Origin of the sequence: Streptomyces antibioticus, assembly GCF_002019855.1 — a bacterium.
In the GTDB taxonomy this organism is placed as follows: domain Bacteria; phylum Actinomycetota; class Actinomycetes; order Streptomycetales; family Streptomycetaceae; genus Streptomyces; species Streptomyces antibioticus_B.
In genome coordinates, this window is the sequence record NZ_CM007717.1 from 4419451 (window position 1) to 4438962 (window position 19512).

Consider the following 19512-nt stretch of genomic DNA (forward strand, 5'->3'; position numbering starts at 1 on the left):
CGTACGTCTGAGCGCCTGGGCCCACAGGTGTGCGTGACCGTCCGGGTTTAGGCTCGGACGGGGGTACGCACGTGCCCTCGCGGGTGCGTAGGTGCCCTTCACGCCACACAGCGACCTAAGGAACAACTGATGGAGCTCGGTCTCGTCGGCCTCGGCAAGATGGGCGGCAACATGCGCGAGCGGATCCGCCGCGCCGGCCACACCGTCGTCGGATTCGACCGCAACCCGGACCTCGCCGATGTCCACAGCCTCGAGGAGCTTGTGGGCAAGCTCGAGGGTCCGCGCGTGGTCTGGGTGATGGTCCCGGCCGGTGCCGCCACGCAGTCGACGATCGACGAGCTGGCCGAGCTGCTGGAGCCGGGCGATGTCGTCGTGGACGGCGGCAACTCCCGCTGGACGGACGACGAGAAGCACGCCGAGGAGCTGGCCGCCAAGGGCATCGGCTTCGTGGACTGCGGAGTCTCCGGCGGCGTCTGGGGCCTGGAGAACGGCTACGCGCTGATGTACGGCGGCGACGCCGAGCATGTCGCCCGGGTGCAGCCCGTGTTCGACGCGCTGAAGCCCGAGGGCGACTTCGGCGCGGTGCACGCGGGCAAGGTCGGCGCCGGCCACTTCGCCAAGATGGTCCACAACGGCATCGAGTACGCCATGATGCAGGCCTACGCCGAGGGCTGGGAGCTGCTGGAGAAGGTCGACTCCGTCACGGACGTGCGCGAGGTCTTCCGGTCCTGGCAGGAGGGCACCGTCATCCGTTCCTGGCTGCTCGACCTCGCGGTCAACGCCCTCGACGAGGACGAGCACCTCGACAGGCTGAAGGGGTTCGCGCAGGACTCCGGCGAGGGCCGCTGGACCGTGGAGGCGGCGATCGACAACGCCGTGCCGCTGCCCGCGATCACCGCCTCGCTGTTCGCGCGGTTCTCCTCCCGCCAGGAGGACTCGCCGCAGATGAAGATGATCGCCGCGCTGCGCAACCAGTTCGGCGGCCACGCGGTCGAGAAGAAGTGACCACAGCCGGCAGGACCACCGCCGGTATCTGAGCACCTTGGGGAGGTCGGCGAACGACCATGCACGTCACGCATCTGTCGCTGGCCGACTTCCGCTCGTACGCCCGGGTCGAGGTCCCGCTCGACCCGGGCGTCACCGCTTTCGTCGGCCCGAACGGGCAGGGGAAGACGAACCTTGTCGAGGCCGTCGGCTATCTCGCCACCCTCGGCAGCCACCGGGTCGCCTCGGACGCCCCGCTGGTCCGGATGGGTGCCGAGCGCGCGATCGTCCGCGCCCAGGTCCGGCAGGGCGAGCGGCAGCAGCTTGTCGAGCTGGAGCTGAACCCGGGCCGTGCCAACCGCGCCCGCATCAACCGGTCCTCGCAGGTCAGACCCCGTGACGTGCTGGGCATCGTACGGACCGTGCTGTTCGCGCCAGAGGATCTCGCGCTGGTGAAGGGGGATCCCGGGGAGCGGCGGCGGTTCCTGGACGAGCTGATCACCGCGCGGTCGCCGCGGATGGCGGGGGTGCGGTCGGACTACGAGCGGGTGCTGAAGCAGCGCAACACCCTGCTGAAGTCGGCCGCGCTGGCGCGCCGGCACGGCGGGCGGACCATGGACCTGTCGACGCTCGACGTGTGGGACCAGCACCTCGCGCGGGTGGGCGCGGAGCTGCTCGCGCAGCGGCTCGACCTGGTCGCGGCGGTCCAGCCGCTGGCGGACAAGGCGTACGAGCAGCTCGCGCCCGGCGGTGGTCCGCTGGCGCTGGAGTACAAGCCGTCCGCGCCCGGTGAGGCGCACACGCGGGAGGATCTCTACGCGCAGCTCATGGCGGCGCTCGCGGAGGTGCGCAAGCAGGAGATCGAGCGGGGCGTGACGCTGGTCGGCCCGCACCGGGACGATCTGGTGCTCAAGCTGGGGCAGCTCCCGGCCAAGGGGTACGCCTCGCACGGCGAGTCCTGGTCGTACGCGCTGGCGCTGCGGCTGGCCTCCTACGACCTGCTGCGGGCCGAGGGGAACGAGCCGGTGCTGGTGCTGGACGACGTGTTCGCCGAGCTGGACGCCCGCCGCCGGGAGCGGCTGGCGGAGCTGGTCGCGCCGGGCGAGCAGGTGCTGGTGACGGCGGCGGTCGACGACGACGTACCGGATCTCCTCGCGGGGGCGCGGTACACGGTGGCGGACGGGACGGTGGAGCGGGCATGACGACCGACGGACCGGTGCCCGGGAAGGAACCCTCCGGTGTCGACCTCGCGCGTGTGGCGTTGCGTGCGGCACGGGAGCAGGCACGCGCGCGGGGGGACGCGGCGCAGCAGAAGAAGCAGGCGCGCCGCGGGGGCGGTCTGCGCTCCGGCGCGGGGGCGGACGGGCGCGATCCGATGGCGCTGGGTCCGGCGATCAACCGGCTGCTGGCCGAGCGGGGCTGGGAGGCGCCCGCGGCGGTGGGCGGGGTGATGGGCCGCTGGCCGCAGATCGTGGGCGAGGACGTGGCGAAGCACTGCGAGCCGGAGCGGTACGACGAGGACGAGCGGGTCCTGGTGGTGCGCTGCGACTCCACGGCCTGGGCGACGAATCTGCGGCTGCTGGCGCCGACGCTGGTGGCGCGGCTGAACGAGGATCTGGGGCAGGGCCGGGTCCGGCATCTCAAGGTCCAGGGTCCGGGCGGTCCGCCGCGCCGGTACGGCCCGCTGAGGGCGCCCGGCAGTACGGGTCCGGGTGACACCTACGGGTGATTTGCATCACGTGTTCGACGGCCGGGGCGGTACGCGCGTACCGCCCCGGCCGTCTTTTCGTCGGTCCGGGAACCGCTCGTGAACGCCCCTTGGGCGGGGCCGGATTCCTACCTGACTCGTCGGTAGCCAAGGGTTGACACCTGGAAGCGCTGAGTGCCTCTGTGAGCCTCTTGGAGCCCCCTTCCACATATCGGGACCCGTCGGAGACCGGTTCAGGGCGGCACATTGGGACTCAGGTACCGGCAAACCCCCATCACTGTCAGTGCTACCGGTAGACTGGAAGCCAATCCCGCCCCGAACGTGGGGACCGCCCGGGAAAAGCTGAGCAACGCTGATCAAGGCTTACCAACGCAACATGCCGCAGCCGCTCCGGCAACCTGCCGAGGAGCCTGGCTCGTGCTGTGCCAGAAAGGGCGCTTCGTGGCCGATTCCGGCAACCCCAACGAGAACATCCCGTCCACCGACGAAGGCGTGACCGCCGCTGCCCCCACCTCCAACGGCGAGGTCTCGGCTTCGTACGACGCGAGCGCCATCACCGTCCTCGAGGGCCTCGACGCCGTCCGCAAGCGCCCTGGCATGTACATCGGCTCCACGGGCGAGCGCGGTCTGCACCACCTGGTGCAGGAGGTCGTCGACAACTCCGTCGACGAGGCCCTGGCCGGGCACGCGGACACCATCGACGTGACGATCCTCGCCGACGGCGGTGTGCGGGTCGTGGACAACGGCCGTGGCATCCCGGTGGGCATCGTCCCCTCCGAGGGCAAGCCGGCCGTCGAGGTCGTGCTGACCGTGCTGCACGCGGGCGGCAAGTTCGGCGGCGGCGGCTACGCGGTCTCCGGCGGTCTGCACGGCGTGGGTGTCTCCGTCGTGAACGCCCTGTCCACGAAGGTGTCGGTCGAGGTCAGGACCGACGGCCACCGCTGGACGCAGGACTACAAGATGGGCGTCCCGACCGCGCCGCTGGCGCAGCACGAGGCCATCGAGGAGACCGGCACCTCGGTCACCTTCTGGGCGGACCCGGACATCTTCGAGACCACCGAGTACTCCTTCGAGACGCTGTCGCGGCGCTTCCAGGAGATGGCGTTCCTCAACAAGGGCCTGACGATCAGGCTCACGGACGAGCGGGAGTCGGCGAAGGCCGTCACCGGCGCGGACGAGGCGGGCGCGGACGACAAGGACGAGGTCAAGTCCGTCACGTACCACTACGAGGGCGGCATCGTCGACTTCGTGACGTACCTGAACTCCCGCAAGGGTGAGCTGGTCCACCCCTCGGTCATCGACCTGGAGGCGGAGGACAAGGACAAGAACCTCTCGCTGGAGGTCGCGCTCCAGTGGAACAGCGGTTACAGCGAGGGTGTGTACTCCTTCGCCAACATCATCCACACCCACGAGGGCGGTACGCACGAGGAGGGCTTCCGCGCGGCCCTCACGAGCCTGATCAACAAGTACGCGCGCGACAAGAAGCTGCTGCGCGAGAAGGACGACAACCTCACGGGTGACGACATCCGCGAGGGTCTGACCGCGATCATCTCGGTCAAGCTGAGCGAGCCGCAGTTCGAGGGCCAGACCAAGACCAAGCTGGGCAACACCGAGGCGAAGACCTTCGTCCAGAAGGCGGTCTACGAGCACCTCAACGACTGGCTGGACCGCAACCCGGTCGAGGCGGCGGACATCGTCCGCAAGGGCATCCAGGCGGCCACCGCGCGCGTGGCGGCCCGCAAGGCGCGTGACCTGACCCGCCGCAAGGGGCTGCTGGAGTCGGCGTCCCTGCCGGGCAAGCTCTCGGACTGCCAGTCGAACGACCCCACCAAGTGCGAGATCTTCATCGTCGAGGGTGACTCCGCCGGCGGTTCGGCCAAGTCCGGCCGCAACCCGCAGTACCAGGCGATCCTCCCGATCCGCGGCAAGATCCTGAACGTGGAGAAGGCGCGGATCGACAAGATCCTCCAGAACCAGGAGATCCAGGCGCTGATCTCGGCCTTCGGCACCGGGGTCCACGAGGACTTCGACATCGAGAAGCTCCGCTATCACAAGATCATCCTGATGGCGGACGCCGACGTCGACGGCCAGCACATCTCCACCCTGCTGCTGACCTTCCTGTTCCGCTTCATGCGGCCGCTGGTCGAGGCCGGGCACGTGTACCTCTCGCGGCCCCCGCTCTACAAGATCAAGTGGGGCCGGGACGACATCGAGTACGCGTACTCCGACCGCGAGCGCGACGCGCTGATCGAGATGGGCCGCCAGCGCGGCAAGCGGGTGCGCGAGGACTCGATCCAGCGCTTCAAGGGTCTCGGCGAGATGAACGCCGAGGAGCTGCGCGTGACCACCATGGACCAGGAGCACCGCGTCCTCGGTCAGGTCACCCTCGACGACGCGGCCCAGGCCGACGACCTGTTCTCGGTCCTGATGGGCGAGGACGTCGAGGCCCGCCGGCAGTTCATCCAGCGCAACGCCAAGGACGTCCGCTTCCTCGACATCTGAGTCGGTCTTGGCTGACCGCACCAGGAAGGACCCCCACCAGCAATGACCGACGAGAACACTCCCGTCACCCCGGAAGAGGGCGGCGACATCGCCATGCGCATCGAGCCCGTCGGGCTCGAGACGGAGATGCAGCGCTCGTACCTCGACTACGCGATGTCCGTCATCGTCTCCCGCGCGCTGCCCGACGTCCGGGACGGCCTCAAGCCCGTCCACCGGCGCGTGCTGTACGCGATGTACGACGGCGGCTACCGCCCCGAGCGCGGCTTCTACAAGTGCGCCCGCGTGGTCGGCGACGTCATGGGCAACTACCACCCGCACGGCGACAGTTCGATCTACGACGCGCTGGTCCGTCTCGCCCAGCCCTGGTCGATGCGCATGCCGCTGGTCGACTCCAACGGCAACTTCGGCTCCCCGGGCAACGACCCGGCGGCCGCCATGCGGTACACCGAGTGCAAGATGGCGCCGCTGTCGATGGAGATGGTCCGTGACATCGACGAGGAGACCGTCGACTTCACGGACAACTACGACGGCCGCTCCCAGGAGCCGACCGTCCTGCCGGCCCGTTTCCCGAACCTGCTGATCAACGGCTCGGCGGGCATCGCGGTCGGGATGGCGACCAACATCCCCTCGCACAACCTGCGCGAGGTCGCGTCCGGCGCCCAGTGGTACCTGGAGAATCCCGAGGCGTCCCACGAGGAGCTGCTCGACGCGCTCATCGAGCGGATCAAGGGCCCCGACTTCCCGACCGGCGCGCTGGTGGTGGGCCGCAAGGGCATCGAGGAGGCGTACCGCACGGGCCGCGGCTCGATCACCATGCGGGCGGTCGTCGAGGTCGAGGAGATCCAGAACCGCCAGTGCCTGGTGGTCACGGAGCTGCCCTATCAGGTCAACCCCGACAACCTCGCGCAGAAGATCGCCGACCTGGTGAAGGACGGCAAGATCGGCGGCATCGCGGACGTCCGCGACGAGACGTCGTCGCGCACCGGCCAGCGCCTTGTCATCGTCCTCAAGCGGGACGCGGTCGCCAAGGTCGTCCTGAACAACCTGTACAAGCACACCGACCTCCAGACCAACTTCGGCGCCAACATGCTGGCGCTGGTCGACGGCGTGCCGCGCACCCTCTCGCTGGACGCGTTCATCCGCCACTGGGTGACGCACCAGATCGAGGTCATCGTCCGCCGTACGCGCTTCCGGCTGCGCAAGGCCGAGGAGCGCGCGCACATCCTGCGCGGCCTGCTCAAGGCGCTGGACGCGATCGACGAGGTCATCGCGCTCATCCGGCGCAGCGAGACGGTCGACGTGGCGCGCACGGGCCTGATGGGGCTCCTGGAGATCGACGAGATCCAGGCCAACGCCATCCTGGAGATGCAGCTCCGGCGACTGGCCGCCCTGGAGCGCCAGAAGATCATCCAGGAGCACGACGAGCTCCAGGCGAAGATCACCGAGTACAACGCGATCCTCGCCTCGCCGGTCCGCCAGCGCGGCATCGTCAGCGAGGAGCTGGCCGCGATCGTCGAGAAGTACGGCGACGACCGCAAGACCAAGCTGGTGCCCTACGACGGTGACATGTCCATCGAGGACCTGATCGCCGAGGAGGACATCGTCGTCACGGTCACGCGCGGCGGGTACGTCAAGCGGACCAAGGCGGACGACTACCGGGCGCAGAAGCGCGGCGGCAAGGGCGTGCGGGGCGCGAAGCTGAAGGAAGACGACATCGTCGACCACTTCTTCGTCTCCACCACCCACCACTGGCTGCTGTTCTTCACGAACAAGGGCCGGGTCTACCGGGCCAAGGCGTACGAGCTGCCGGACGCCGGGCGTGACGCGCGTGGACAGCACGTCGCCAACCTGCTGGCCTTCCAGCCGGACGAGGCGATCGCCGAGATCCTCGCGGTCCGCGACTACGAGGCGGCGCCGTACCTGGTGCTCGCCACGAAGGGCGGCCTGGTGAAGAAGACCCCGCTGAAGGACTACGATTCGCCCCGCTCCGGCGGTGTCATCGCGATCAATCTGCGGGAGACGGAGGACGGATCCGACGACGAACTGATCGGAGCCGAACTAGTCTCGGCCGATGACGATCTGCTGCTGATCAGCAAGAAGGCCCAGTCGATCCGATTCACCGCCACGGACGAAACCCTGCGGCCCATGGGCCGTGCGACCTCGGGTGTCAAGGGCATGAGCTTCCGCGAGGGGGACCAGCTCCTCTCGATGAATGTTGTCCGGCCCGGTACGTTCGTGTTCACTGCTACGGACGGCGGGTACGCGAAGCGGACCGCCGTCGACGAGTACCGCGTCCAGGGTCGCGGCGGCCTCGGTATCAAGGCCGCCAAGATCGTGGAGGACCGCGGTTCGCTCGTCGGCGCGCTGGTGGTCGAGGAGACCGACGAGATCCTCGCCATCACGCTGTCGGGCGGTGTGATTCGTACGCGAGTCAACGAGGTCAGGGAGACGGGCCGTGACACCATGGGCGTCCAACTGATCAACCTGGGCAAGCGCGATGCCGTCGTGGGCATCGCACGTAACGCCGAAGCGGGGCCCGAGGCGGAGGAGGTCGACGGTGACGACGCCGTGGACCAGACCGCCGAGGGTGCCGCGACCACCGGCACGGACGAGGGTGACACGCCCTCTGCCGAGTAGCACGAGGAGTGAGTCATCGTGAGCGGAGCCACGGGCGCCGGTACGTCCGCCGGGTCTTCGGCCGGCACGTCTGCCGGCTCGGACAAGGACGGCGGCGGTCGTGGCTCCGCCGCGCCGGCGGGGAACGCGCGGCCGGCCGACACCCACACCACACAACTGAAGGCGATCAAGCCGGGCCCGTCCGACACACAGGGATCCGGGTCCAGGGGATCCCAGGGGGCAACCGTGACGGACGGCCGTGGCCAGGCGCAGCAGCCGCCCTCGCCGCTTCCCGGTGAGCGGCAGCCGCAGGCGCCCACCGGCCCGTACCACCCGCCGCAGGCCTACCCGACCCAGGCGACCCCGCCGGGCACGGTCCGCCGCCCGCGTACGGGGGTCCGCACGACCCCGCGCGTACGCAAGGCGCGTCTGCGCGTGGCCAAGGCCGACCCCTGGTCGGTGATGAAGGTCAGCTTCCTGCTGTCGATCGCGCTGGGCATCTGCACGATCGTCGCGGCGGCGGTGCTGTGGATGGTCATGGACGCCATGGGCGTCTTCTCCACGGTCGGCGGAACGATCTCGGAGGCGACGGGCTCGAACGAGTCCAACGGCTTCGACCTGCAGTCCTTCCTGTCCCTCCCCCACGTCCTGATGTTCACGTCGATCATCGCGGTCATCGACGTCGTCCTCGCGACGGCCCTCGCGACCCTCGGCGCGTTCATCTACAACCTCTCCGCCGGTTTCGTCGGAGGAGTCGAGCTGACCCTCGCCGAGGACGAGTGACTATCGATTTTGGGACTGCCGCGGTCGTGCGCTAATCTTCAGGAGTCAGCGCGCGGGACACACACCGCAGAGCGCGGCGGGGCTATAGCTCAGTTGGTTAGAGCGCATCCCTGATAAGGATGAGGCCACAGGTTCAAATCCTGTTAGCCCCACATGCGAAAACCCCCGGTCCGTTTGGGCCGGGGGTTTTTGACGTCACCGCTTGTGCCGCAGGAGGGGATGCCGTGGTGTGGGAGGAGCGGGTCGCCCGGTACGCGTGGGCCGATGGGGATACCACGGAAGCATTCCGGAGATCGCCAGGCGGGCCTCGGCCGACGGCGGGGAGTTCTTCAGCGTCTACCGGGACGTCAACGCCCGCTACCAGGTCATGCATATGGAACGCACCATGGGCGTCCCGGTGGACCCCGCATGGTTCGAGACGAGACTCCGTACGGTCCTCCTTGCCTCACCTGACACGCTGTTCGAGGACCTGGCGGCGGCATGGAGCCCGTGACAGGCGTGATGCTGCTGCGCTGCCGGGCCACTCGCCTGGTCGACGAGGGCTTTCCCGGGTGGGTCGAGGTGGTGTTCCGCGATGCGTACGGCCGCATGTGGACGATGGTGGACAAGTGCCCGATCTTCGGGGATGCCGACCTCGGTCCTGAGACGGTCTTTCCGGTGGAGGTCACCCTGGAGTGCCGGACGCTCGACTTCATCGCTGAGGGCCGCCCCGGAGGCGTCGTCAAAGTCTCCACCGATCCGCACCATGTGGCCGCCGAGGACGGGACGGATGAGTTCGACGTGCTCCCCGAGCAGTTGTTGATCGTCGGAGGAGGCACACACGGCCCCTGAGCAGGGCAACCATCCCCCCGGCCCGATGGTCTCCACGCTGTAGTTGATCTCTGTACAGCGTGGAAGGGTGCCGTGCGTCAGAAGAGTTTGGTGGTCGCCGTGGTCGTCGGTGGGATGGTGGCCGTCGTGCCGCGGGTGGCGGTTGCCGCCGATGTCAGTTGTTCGGCGAATGTGTACAAGCGGACGTTCTACAAGAACACCTCGTTCTCCGGTTCCCCGGTGCGGACCGGCTGTGACAGTGCGATCAGTGAGAGCTGGTCGGGCAGTCCGGGGTCCGGGGTGCCGTCGAACAAGTTCGGTGTGCGCTGGTCGGTGACGCGGGACTTCGGGTCCGGTGGGCCGTTCACGTTCGCCGCGTCCGCCACCGACGGCATCCGGGTCTACCTGGACGGCAAGCGGAAGATCGACCTGTGGAAGAACACCGGTGACACCGCCCGCTCCAAGAGCGTGAACCTCACCGTCCCCGCCGGCAAGCACACCCTGCGCGTCGACCACGTGAACTGGTCCGGCGCCGCCAAAGTCAAGTTCTCGTACACGCCCCGGACTTCGGCGACGTACGACAAGGTCAAGCCGCTCGCGCCGAGCGGGGTGAAGACCGCCTACGACACCAAGTCCCGCAGGACGACCGTGTCCTGGGGCGCCAACAAGGAGATGGACCTCGCCGGGTACACCCTCTACCGGCGGCCCGTCGGGTCCGGGACCTGGACCAAGGTCGCCGCGACCAGCGCCCGCACCCACACCGATCCGCTGGTGAATCCCGACGATCGGACGGCCTACTACTACGAGGTGCGGGCCCGGGACAAGGCCGGAAACACCTCGGGCGGGAGCGCCGATGTCATCGTCCGTCCGCTGCCCGTCGTCACCTCGCTGAGCGGCAGTTACGACAAGGCGACCGGCAAGGTCACCCTGAAGTGGCCGCAGAACACCGAGCCGCACTTCGACCACTACACCGTGCTCAGCAACGACAAGGTCGACGGCAGCTACCAGTGGGTCCCGCTCGGGACCACCAAGGGCAACACCTGGACCACCGGGCCGGTCGTCGCCGACGGTGAGTGGGGGCACTACCGCGTCCTCGTCACCAACGACGGCGGTACGACCACCTACAACCCGGCCTGGCTCGACGCCACCGCCACCAACGAGCTGTGGCTGGAGATCCCCGACGGCATCGCCCCGTACTACGCCCCCGACCTGAGCCTCGGTACCTGTGCGGACGGGGTGCGGGCGACCGTCTCCGACTCCACGCCCGCGCCGATCCGTGACTTCACCGGGTTCGAGATCGAGCGGCGTGAGGCGGGGACCGAGGCGTGGACGGTCGTTCTGCATCAGGGGTATGACCCGCGCGCCTTCACCGCGACGGCCTCCGTGTGCGACGTGCTGCCCGCCGACGGGCGTACCTACGAGTACCGGGCCCGCAGTTACGACGCGGCCGGGAACTACTCGCCGGCCACCGAGCTGCGGACCGTGACCCGGCCGGTGGGCTGACCGGTGGGCTGACCGGTGGGCTGACGGGGCGCCGGGCATGCAAAAGGCCCGGTCGCTGGCGACGGGGGATGCACCAGCGACCGGGCTATGGCCAAGGCTAACAAGGGTGCTTGATCATCGGGAGGCGACTGCTCGGGCCGATGGGTCAGTTGTGATCGGGATCACTTCTCCTGGCTCTCGTCGCACGGAGGATCGTACGAGAGCCGGGGCAGGTATTCATGCCACTTCTCGGGCGTCAGGACGTTCCGGGTGGTGGCGCAGATGCGGGTGATGGCCTCGTCGACGTCGAGGTTCCACAGCCGGACCGTGTCCGCGCCGCTGGAGACGCCGAGCATGCGGGTGTGGGGGCTGAAGGACAGGAAGTTGCCGGTCTTGGCGTTGGGGCTCATCGACTGGCCGATGGGCGCGGCGTCGGAGGGCGTGGAGACGTTCCACAGCCGGACGGTGTTGTCGTTGCCGCCGCTGGCCAGCGTGTCGCCGTCCTGGCTGAACGTCAGGGAGACGACCGCCTCGGTGTGACCGGTGAGCGGCTCGCCCAGCCGGGTCGCGTGCGCCGGGTCGGCGATGTCCCAGAGGCGGACGGTGTCGTCGTCGCTGCCGCTGGCCAGGGTGTGTCCGTCGGGGCTGTACGCGAGGGAGTTGACCGGCCCGAGATGGCCGGTGAGGGGGGCGCCCAGCGGGGTCGCGTGCGCCGGGTCGGTCACCTTCCACAGCCGGATCGCGCCGTCCGCGCTGCCGCCGATCAGGGTCCGGCCGTCGGGGGTGAAGAGGAGCGAGTCGACGAATCCCCGGGGCCCGGTGAGGGGCTTGCCGAGCGGGGTCACGCGGCCCGGGGCGGTGACGTCCCAGAGCTGGATGGTGCGGTCCTCGTACGCCGTGGCGAGGGTGCGGCCGTCCGGGCTGTAGGCCAGCGCCTCGGGGCCCATGAACCGGGTCTTGAGACGGATGGGCGGGCCGGCCGAGACCGGGCGGGCGGGGTCGGTGACGTCCCACAGGTACACCGCCCGGCTCGCCGTCAGGACCGCCAGGGTGCGGCCGTCGGGGGAGAAGGCGAGGGAGCGGTCGCCGCCGTCGGCGGGCATGAACGGTGTGCCGAGCGGGCGGGGCCGGTCCGGTTCGTCGACGTTCCACAGCCGGATCCGGCCGTCGCGCGCGGCCGTGGCCAGGACCGTGCCGTCCGGGCGGAAGGCGCCGCCGCGGCCGATCATGTCCGACGTCGGGATCGACCACAGGCGGACCTTGTTGTCCCCGCTGCCGGTGGCGAGGGTGCGGCCGTCGGGGCTGAAGCCCAGGGCGTACATCTCGCCGCTGCTGCCCGCGAGCGGCTCGCCGACCTGCGAGGGGTACTTCGGGTCGCTGACGTTCCACAGGCTCGCGGTGCTGTCCGCGCTGGCGGCGGCGAGCATCGAGCCGTCGGGGCTGAACGCCACCGACCACACGGGCCCGGTGTGACCGGTGAGAGTGGTGCCCAGCCGGGTGGCGTGCGCCGGGTCGGTGACCTTCCACAGCCGGACGGTGTCGTCGGCGCTGCCGCTGGCCAGCGTGCGCCCGTCCGGGCTGAAGGCGACCGAGTGCACGGTCCCGTCGTGGCCGGTCAGCGGCTCGCCGAGCGGTGCGGGCCGCCGTGGGTCGGCCGTGTTCCACAGCCGTACGGTGCTGTCGTCGCCGCCCGCCGCCAGGGTCCGCCCGTCGGGGCTGAACGCCAGGGAGCGCACGGCGGCGGTGTGCCCGGTCAGGGTGCCGATCCCGGCCGGGCGGTCCCGGTCGGTGACGTCCCAGAGCCGGACCGTGCCGTTCTCCCCCGCGGTGGCCAGCGTGTGCCCGCCGGGGGCGAAGGCGAGCAGGTAGATCGTGCCGTCGTGGCCGGTCAGCGGCGTGCCGAGCGGCTTGGGCCGGGACGGATCGGCCAGGTCCCACAGGCGTACGGTGCCGTCGTCGCCGGCGCTGGCGAGGGTACGGCCGTCGGGGCTGAACACCGCGCTGCTCACCCAGCTCGTGTGCCCGAGGAGCGGCCCGCCGAGCGCCCTGGGCCGGGCCGGGTCGGTGACGTCCCACAGCCGGACCGTGCGGTCGTAGCTGGCGGTGGCCAGGAGTCTGCCGTCCGGGCTGAACGAGGTGAGGTACACCGCGCCGGTGTGGCCGAGCAGCGGGGTGGCCAGGGGCGCGTTGACGATGGATATGAGCCGGTTCCTGGCGCCCTCGTCGCCCGGCCGCAGCCGGTGGGCGACCAGGTCGAGCTGGGCGGAGAGCGACGGGTCGGTGTACTGGACGCGGTCGGCCTCGGCGACCACCTGCTCGAACACGGCGTCGTTGCGCTGCTGCCAGGCGACCACCGCCGCGCCGACCGCCAGCACCGCCAGCACGACCAGCGCCGACACCGCGGCCCGGCCGATCCACACGGTGCGTCGGCGCAGCCGTACCGAGGCGGCCAGGAAGTCCACCGCGCTGCGGGTCAGGAAGGTGTCGCCCGCCGACTTCGCCCAGGTGTGGGCCTGCTCCAGCCGCGAGCCGCGGTAGAGCAGGGAGGAGTCGCGGTTCGACCCCTCCCAGGAGCGGCCGTCCTCCTCCAGGCGCTGGCGCAGCAGATGGTCGCTGCGGTCCTCGTCGATCCACTCCCGCAGCCGGGGCCAGGCGGTCAGCAGCGCCTCGTGGGTGATCTCCACGGACTCCGCGTCCAGGGTGACCAGCCGGGCCCTGACCAGCGCCTCCAGCGACTCCTCGGTCTTGCCGGGGTCCGTGGACTCCGCCGCCAGTTGACGGCGGGTGCCGCGCCGGCGGGTGGCCTGGGTGTCCTCGCCGAGCCGGACCAGGCGGAGCAGCAGCAGCCGGGCGGCGGTGCGGGCCGCCGGGTCCAGCCCCGACCAGGCGCGCTCGGCGGTCGCGGCCACCGCGCCCTGGATGCCGCCGGCCGCCCGGTACCCGGCGAGGGTCAGCCGGCCGGCCTTGCGGCGCTGCCAGGTGGCGAGCAGGGCGTGCGAGAGGAGGGGGAGCACTCCGGCGTCGTGCGCCCCGCGCGGGCCGTCGGCGCTGACCTCGCGGACGATCAGCTCGGCGAGGCCCGGCTCCAGTTCGAGACCGACGGCCTTGGCGGGGCCGGTCACCGCCTCGCGCAGCTCGGTGGCGGTCAGCGGGCCGAGGACCATGTGGCGGTGCTGGAGGGCGTCGGCGAGTTCGGGGTGGCCGAGGCACTGTTCGTAGAAGTCGGCGCGGATCCCGAGGACGACCAGCACGGGGGCGTCCTCGCCCGGTCCTGACGGGGTGCAGGCGGCGTGCAGCGCCCGGATGAGGGTGCGGCGGTCCTGCTCGTCGGGGCAGAGGGTGAACGTCTCCTCGAACTGGTCCACGATGACGACCGGACGCGCGCCGGAGTCCGCCTCCACCCGCCGGGCCCAGGCGACGACGGCCGCCCGGACAGCGCGCGCGAAGGCGGGGGTGCCGGGGGTCGGCGAGGGGGTGCGCACGGCGTCGGGGCTCGGGCTGTGGCGCGGGCTCGACGCGCCAGGGGCGGACACGGCTTCCGGGCCGGGTCCGGGGCCGGTGCGGGGACCCTGCGCGGGTACGCCTTCCGGGCGCAGGTCGGGGCGTGGGCCCGGGGTGCCGGGGGTCGGTGAGGGGGTGGGCACGGCCTCGGGGTTCGGGCCGGGGCGGCGCGGGCCCTCCGCGGGCGCGGCTTCCGGGCGCAGGTCGGGGCGCGAGCCCGGGGTGCCGGGGGTCGGCGAAGGGGCGGGCACGGCCTCCGGGCGTCGGCCGGGGCGTGGGGCCGGGGTGCCGGGGGTCGGCGTGGGTATGGGCAGGGCCCCGTCCTCCGGGTCCGGGCCGGGGCGCGGGCCTTCCGCGGGCACGCCCTCCGGGCGCGAGCCCGAAGTGCCGGGGGGCGGCGAGGGCAGGGCTTCCGGGCTCGGGCCGGGGCGTGTGTCCTGCGCGGGCACGCCCTCTGGGCGCAAGCCGGGCTGCGGGCTCCCCGAGGGTGCGGCCTCCGGGTCCGGGCCGGGGCGTGGGGCCTCCGCGGGCACGCCCTCCGGGCTCAGGTCGAGGCGTCGGCCCTCCACGGGTACGCCCTCCGTGCGCGAGCCGGGTCGCGGGCCATCTGCGGGCAAGCTCACCGTGCGCAGGCCGGGTCGCGGGCCCGAGGTGCAGGGGGTCGGCGAGGAGGTGGGCACGGGCTCAGGGCTCGGGCCGGGTCGCGGGCCCTCCGCGGGTACGCCCTCTGGTCGCAGGCCGGGTCGCGGGCCCGACGTGTCGGGGGTCGGTGAGGGCGAGGGCGCGGCCTCGGGTCGCGGGCCCTCCGCGGGTACGCCCTCTGGTCGCAGGCCGGGTCGCGGGCCCGACGTGTCGGGGGTCGGTGAGGGCGAGGGCGCGGCCTCGGGTCGCGGGCCCTGCGTGGGCACGCCCTTCGGGCGCAGGCCGGGGCGTGAGCCCGAAGTGCCGGGGGTCGGTGAGGACGAGGGCACGGCTTCCGGGCTGTCGCCGGGGCGTGAGCCCCCCGCGTCCAGCAGCGGGTCTCCCGTCCCGAGCAGTGGGCCCAGCTCCGGGATCCGCGCCGCCAGTTCCGTCAGCGGATCGGCGCCCGGGACGAGCTGGAGGACATGCCGTCCCGGGCAGTCCTCGTCACCGAGCCCGCCCTTCTGGAGCGCGGGCACCAGACCGGCGCTGAGCAGCGACGACTTACCGGCCCCCGACGCGCCCACCAGCATGACCAGGCCGCCGGTGCCCTCCGCCGCCCGCAACTGCGCGACCAGCGCCTCGGTGCTGCCCTCGCGGCCGAAGAACCAGCGGGCGTCCTCCTGTCGGTAGGAGGCCAGGCCCCGGTAGGGGCAGACCCCGCCGGGCACCGCCGCGTCCCCCTCCGCGGGCTGCTCCTTCTCCGGGTCCGCCGCGGCGGACTGCTCGCCGACCGGACCGGCCAGGGCGCGTTCCCACAGCCGCTGCCACTGCGCCATGTCGTACAGCCCGGCGGAGACGGGGATGGGCCGGGCGCGGCGCGCCTCGGGGATCAGCACGTACAGGACGGCGGCGAGCGCGGCGAACTGGGCCGGGACGTTCCGGGCCCGTCGCCAGTCGCTGATCCGCTGGGCGGAGACCCGCACCTGGCGCCCGCGCTCGTCCACCCGCTGGAGCCGGACGACGGCCTCGGAGACCCGTTTGAGCGGCGGGTTGCCGGCTTCCTTGTACAGCAGCGCGAGACGTTCCGCGAAGGCCGTGCGTGCCCCTGAGTCGAAACTCAAGGTCTCCACCCCTTACTTCCCCCGCGCCTTGGATCCGGACCGGAAAACCCACCTTATACGGCTGACCTGCGGCTTAGGCCCGGACCGGACACCGGAACCCTCGTCGCGACGCGCCCGGACTGGCAGGATCGCGACAGGTATCCCAACGCCACCCGCACCGTTCGGCAGCGGTCCGCACGAGGGGAGGGACCGGTTCCGAACGGTGTGGCGTGCGTGGGTTCCGCACGGTGGCCCGGGCCGCCGGTCCGACCGGACCGACGGCCCGGCACCGCTGGAACCAGAGCGCTACCCACACCCCACGCGCCTCACGCGTGCACTTCTCGCCACCCTTTCGGCACCCTTTCCGGCACCCGGTCCCGCACACGCCCTGGATAGCTGACGGATCGTCAGATATGGTCCCTGTGCCGTGCCCGTTCGGAAGGGGTGAGCGCCATGGAGTCCCGTCAGACGCGTCGGATCCGGCCCGAGAGCCCACAGCCGCCGGGCCCGCCCCGCTGGGCCGCGATGTTCTACGACCCGGCCTCCTCGTCCTGGCTGCTGGGCGCCGAGTCGCCGGACCGCGGACCCGTGCTGTACGCCGTCGGCGAGATGACCCAGGCCGGACGGACCCGGGGGGACGAGGTGACGGTGGAGCTGTGGGGGCCGCGGGAGGGCGCGTGGCACCGCTTCGAAGCGCCCAGCCCCACCCCCACGCCCATCCCCACGCCCACCCCCACACCTACGTCCGCTGCCGGCTCCGTGCCCCAGGCGGCCCCGGCCTCCCCCGGCAAGCTCGCCGAGCGTATGGAGGACCGCCGTCACCAGGTCCTCATGGCGGGCCTCGGCAGGGCCGGCCTCCACGATCTCGCCCCGGACGACGTGACGGCCGTACGGAGTCTGGTCGACGGCGTGGACGAGACGACCCTGCGCAGGATCGCGCACTGGATGGACTTGGCCGGTTCCGGACGCTGACCGGCACCGGTGGGCACCCGGCCCGGTTGCCGGACCGGCCGTACGGGCAGGCACGTCCTGATGGTCTCCGCAGTCGCCGCCGGGAGGGCACATGAGGATCTCCGTGGACCCCGAGCTGTGTTACGGCTCGGGCGAGTGCGCCTATCGGGTGCCGTCCGTCTTCACCGACGAGGACGGGTTCGGGGCCGTGCTGCCGGGCCGTGAGCAGGAGGGCGACGACCCGGACGTGCGCGAGGCCGCCGAACACTGCCCGGCCCAGGCCATCCGCGTGACGTGACCCACCGGCGCGAAAGGCGTGAGGGGCGCGAGCGTCAGGCGGGGGTCCCCTGCACGGCCGCCGCCGGACCGGCGTGGTGCCAGCCGAAGGACGCGAGCGCGCGGGCCCTGGCCTCCACCACCGCCATGCGCGCCCGCCGTTCCACCGGGTCGGTGTGCGCGGCCTGCCCGGTCACCTGCCCCTCCCACTTGCGGTAGAGCAGTCCGACATCCGCGGAGAACCAGCCACGGCTCACCGCGTCGAGCGCGATCAGCAGCCCGGTGTCCTCGGAGGCGGGCAGCGCCATCCAGCCGCCGAGCGCGGTCAGCAGCTCCCGCCGGACACAGAGCGACGCGGGGTGCACGGGGGCGCGGAAGTCGTGGGCACGCCAGTACGACAGAACGTTTCCGCGCTCCAGCGGCCCGTGGGCCGGATCGCCGGGGAAGCCGACGGTGGAGCCGTCCGGCAGCAGGTCCAGGACCCGGGAGACCGCCCAGCCGATGTCCGGATGCCGCTCCAGCGCGGCCAGGTCGCGGGCCAGGGCGCCGGGGGTGAGCCGGTCGTCGGCGTCCAGGACCTTCACATAGGCGCCCTCGGCATGCGCGAGCGCGAGAGTGCGGGCGACGCCGGGTCCACCGGGACGGCCCTGGCGGAAGGTCACGCGGGGGTCGTCGGGGACGTACGGGCGGACGTCGTCCGTGGTGCCGTCCTCCTGTATCACCCAGTGCCACTCCCAGCCCTCGGGCAGTTCCTGCGCGCACAACGACGCATAGGAGTCGGGCAGATGGCGGGCGGCGGGGGCGTGGACGGCGGTGACGACGACGATGCGCCGACGGGTCGCGGAATCGTCGTGGGCCTCGGACACGGTGTCAGCCTACGGCTCCGCGCGGGGGCGCCGGCCGGCGGGACCGTCCGAGGAAAAGGTTCAGGCCGTGTGTGCGGAAGGGGAGTTGGGCGTGGCGAAGGCCCGGTTGCTCCGCGGGGAGCTGCCGGGCCTGCATCGTGCGGCTGTACGCAAGTTCGCCGTTTCCGTCGTGTTCGTCAGGTGGGTGGAGAAGGGTCTGTCAGGTCTTGCGGTGGGGCTGGACCGTAGAGACAGGGAGAGACAGGGAGAGACAAGGAAAGACAAGGAGAGACAGGGGGCGTCGTGCCCGCGCGGTCAGCGCTTCAGGGGTGTGGCGGGGTCCGAGGGCTCGGCGGGGTCCTCGGAGGCGTCGGGGGAGCAGGACTCCGACTCGGTGTCGACGAGGGGGCGGTTCCGGCAGCTCGGGGACTTGCCGTGGGCCTCGGCGCGGATGCGCTGCTTCATGGTGGGGGGCAGGGATCGGGTGTTCAGCCGTTCCCAGGGGACCAGGGCCGGCCAGTTCGCGGTGGGTGCGACGGCGGCGCCGGTGGCGCTCTCTCCGTCGGTCCGCGTCGGGCCGGTCTGCGCGGCGGCGGCCGGCGCGGTCGTCGTGACGATTCCGAGCGCCGCGAACAGCGCGAGGAAGGCGGTGACGATGGTGGTCCACAGCTTCATGACCCGGTTCGCGGTCATGGCCCCTCACTTTCAGGTTGGGCGATTTGCGTACTTTCCTCATGATGTGTATGCGGAGCGCGAAGTGGTGGACCGACGCTCGTGGCGTGGCGTTGTTCCGATGAACACCACCCGTATGGGCGCAAGAGCGGAGAAAAGCAGTAAATCAGGCCCAAGTGACCGTCCGTGGGGGTGTGATCACCCTCCGATCGGAGCGGTGTCATCCGCTTGTACTGCGGCCTCGAAGGCGGCAGTTGGGAGGGCGACGCAGGTCACCGATCGATATCGGTCGGTGTGTATAGTCGGGCGCCAGAGGTCCCCTACGTCAAGGAAAGACGAGGTCGCGCGGTGAAGAAGCTTCTCCTGGTCGCACTGGCCGCCATCGGCGGGCTCCTCGTGTACCGCCAGATCCAGGCGGATCGCGCCGAGCAGGATCTGTGGACGGAGGCGACCGACTCCGTGCCCACGGGTTCGTGACTTACGACACCGAGAACTGATACCGGACCCCGGCCGCCCTCGCGGTCGGGGTTTTGTGTTGTCCGAGTGTTGTCCGGGTGCGGGTCCAAGTGCTGTCCGGGGGCGTGCGCCACCCGGGTGGTCGGCTCCGGGCCGGGCGCTTCCCGGGTTGCGCGCCCCGCGGGCCCCGGTTAGAGGGGGA

Annotated in this window: 15 protein-coding genes and 1 tRNA gene; 13 read left to right on the plus strand and 3 right to left on the minus strand. The window is 71.4% G+C overall.

From position 1 onward, the window contains the following. The first annotated feature begins 129 nt into the window (after nt 1–129). From gnd to AFM16_RS19975, 10 genes are all read left to right on the plus strand, one after another. Nucleotides 130–1005 carry a phosphogluconate dehydrogenase (NAD(+)-dependent, decarboxylating) gene (gene gnd, locus AFM16_RS19930; protein WP_030795066.1) on the plus strand — a complete coding sequence of 292 codons (876 nt, stop codon included), beginning with the start codon at nt 130–132 and terminating at the stop codon, nt 1003–1005. 59 nt (nt 1006–1064) lie between these two features. Then, nucleotides 1065–2186, plus strand: coding sequence for a DNA replication/repair protein RecF (recF, locus tag AFM16_RS19935; protein ID WP_030795069.1), 1122 nt, complete (start codon nt 1065–1067; stop codon nt 2184–2186). After that, a complete protein-coding gene (locus AFM16_RS19940) occupies nt 2183–2713 on the plus strand; it encodes a DciA family protein (RefSeq protein WP_030795072.1) in 531 nt (176 codons plus the stop codon). Before recF ends, AFM16_RS19940 begins: the two co-directional genes overlap by 4 nt. Before the next feature lie 420 nt (nt 2714–3133). Next, nucleotides 3134–5194 carry a DNA topoisomerase (ATP-hydrolyzing) subunit B gene (gene gyrB, locus AFM16_RS19945; RefSeq protein ID WP_107419296.1) on the plus strand — a complete coding sequence of 687 codons (2061 nt, stop codon included), beginning with the start codon at nt 3134–3136 and terminating at the stop codon, nt 5192–5194. Nucleotides 5195–5236: 42 nt separating this feature from the next. Next, nucleotides 5237–7831 (plus strand): DNA gyrase subunit A, encoded by a 2595-nt coding sequence (gene gyrA / locus AFM16_RS19950; RefSeq protein ID WP_030795078.1) that lies wholly within the window; start codon nt 5237–5239, stop codon nt 7829–7831. Between the two features lie 18 nt (nt 7832–7849). Continuing rightward, nucleotides 7850–8593, plus strand: a complete 744-nt coding sequence (locus tag AFM16_RS19955; RefSeq protein ID WP_078634136.1) for a DUF3566 domain-containing protein — start codon at nt 7850–7852, stop codon at nt 8591–8593. Between the two features lie 78 nt (nt 8594–8671). Next, a tRNA-Ile gene (locus AFM16_RS19960) sits at nt 8672–8745 on the plus strand. 104 nt (nt 8746–8849) lie between these two features. Beyond that, complete coding sequence (locus AFM16_RS19965; RefSeq protein ID WP_030795084.1) at nt 8850–9086, plus strand: hypothetical protein; 237 nt, start codon at nt 8850–8852, stop codon at nt 9084–9086. A 5-nt stretch (nt 9087–9091) separates the two neighbouring features. Further along, nucleotides 9092–9424 (plus strand): hypothetical protein, encoded by a 333-nt coding sequence (locus AFM16_RS19970; protein WP_143648404.1) that lies wholly within the window; start codon nt 9092–9094, stop codon nt 9422–9424. 72 nt (nt 9425–9496) lie between these two features. Further along, nucleotides 9497–10906: a fibronectin type III domain-containing protein gene (locus AFM16_RS19975; RefSeq protein ID WP_245177742.1), complete on the plus strand. Its 1410-nt coding sequence runs from the start codon at nt 9497–9499 to the stop codon at nt 10904–10906. A gap of 161 nt (nt 10907–11067) precedes the next feature. On the opposite strand, the gene AFM16_RS19980 is transcribed toward AFM16_RS19975, so the two are convergent. Further along, nucleotides 11068–16131: an nSTAND1 domain-containing NTPase gene (locus AFM16_RS19980; RefSeq protein ID WP_441348948.1), complete on the minus strand. Its 5064-nt coding sequence runs from the start codon at nt 16129–16131 to the stop codon at nt 11068–11070. 432 nt (nt 16132–16563) lie between these two features. Here AFM16_RS19980 and AFM16_RS19985 point away from each other — a divergent pair, with 432 nt between their 5' ends. Both AFM16_RS19985 and AFM16_RS19990 read left to right on the plus strand, forming a co-directional pair. Continuing rightward, nucleotides 16564–17082 carry a hypothetical protein gene (locus AFM16_RS19985; RefSeq protein ID WP_078634139.1) on the plus strand — a complete coding sequence of 173 codons (519 nt, stop codon included), beginning with the start codon at nt 16564–16566 and terminating at the stop codon, nt 17080–17082. 91 nt (nt 17083–17173) lie between these two features. Beyond that, entirely contained in the window at nt 17174–17359 is a 186-nt protein-coding gene (locus AFM16_RS19990; protein WP_030795094.1) for a ferredoxin, read from the plus strand. A 34-nt stretch (nt 17360–17393) separates the two neighbouring features. Here AFM16_RS19990 and AFM16_RS19995 read toward each other — a convergent pair whose 3' ends face one another. Together AFM16_RS19995 and AFM16_RS20000 are read right to left on the minus strand one after the other, a co-directional pair. Continuing rightward, nucleotides 17394–18203 carry a glycosyltransferase family 2 protein gene (locus AFM16_RS19995; RefSeq protein WP_078634140.1) on the minus strand — a complete coding sequence of 270 codons (810 nt, stop codon included), beginning with the start codon at nt 18201–18203 and terminating at the stop codon, nt 17394–17396. Nucleotides 18204–18497: 294 nt separating this feature from the next. Continuing rightward, on the minus strand, nt 18498–18875 hold the full coding sequence (locus AFM16_RS20000; protein WP_030795099.1) for a DUF6344 domain-containing protein: 378 nt from the start codon (nt 18873–18875) through the stop codon (nt 18498–18500). A gap of 327 nt (nt 18876–19202) precedes the next feature. On the opposite strand from AFM16_RS20000, the gene AFM16_RS39695 reads away from it, so the two are divergent. Then, entirely contained in the window at nt 19203–19331 is a 129-nt protein-coding gene (locus AFM16_RS39695; RefSeq protein WP_003999697.1) for a DLW-39 family protein, read from the plus strand. Nucleotides 19332–19512: the final 181 nt, after the last annotated feature.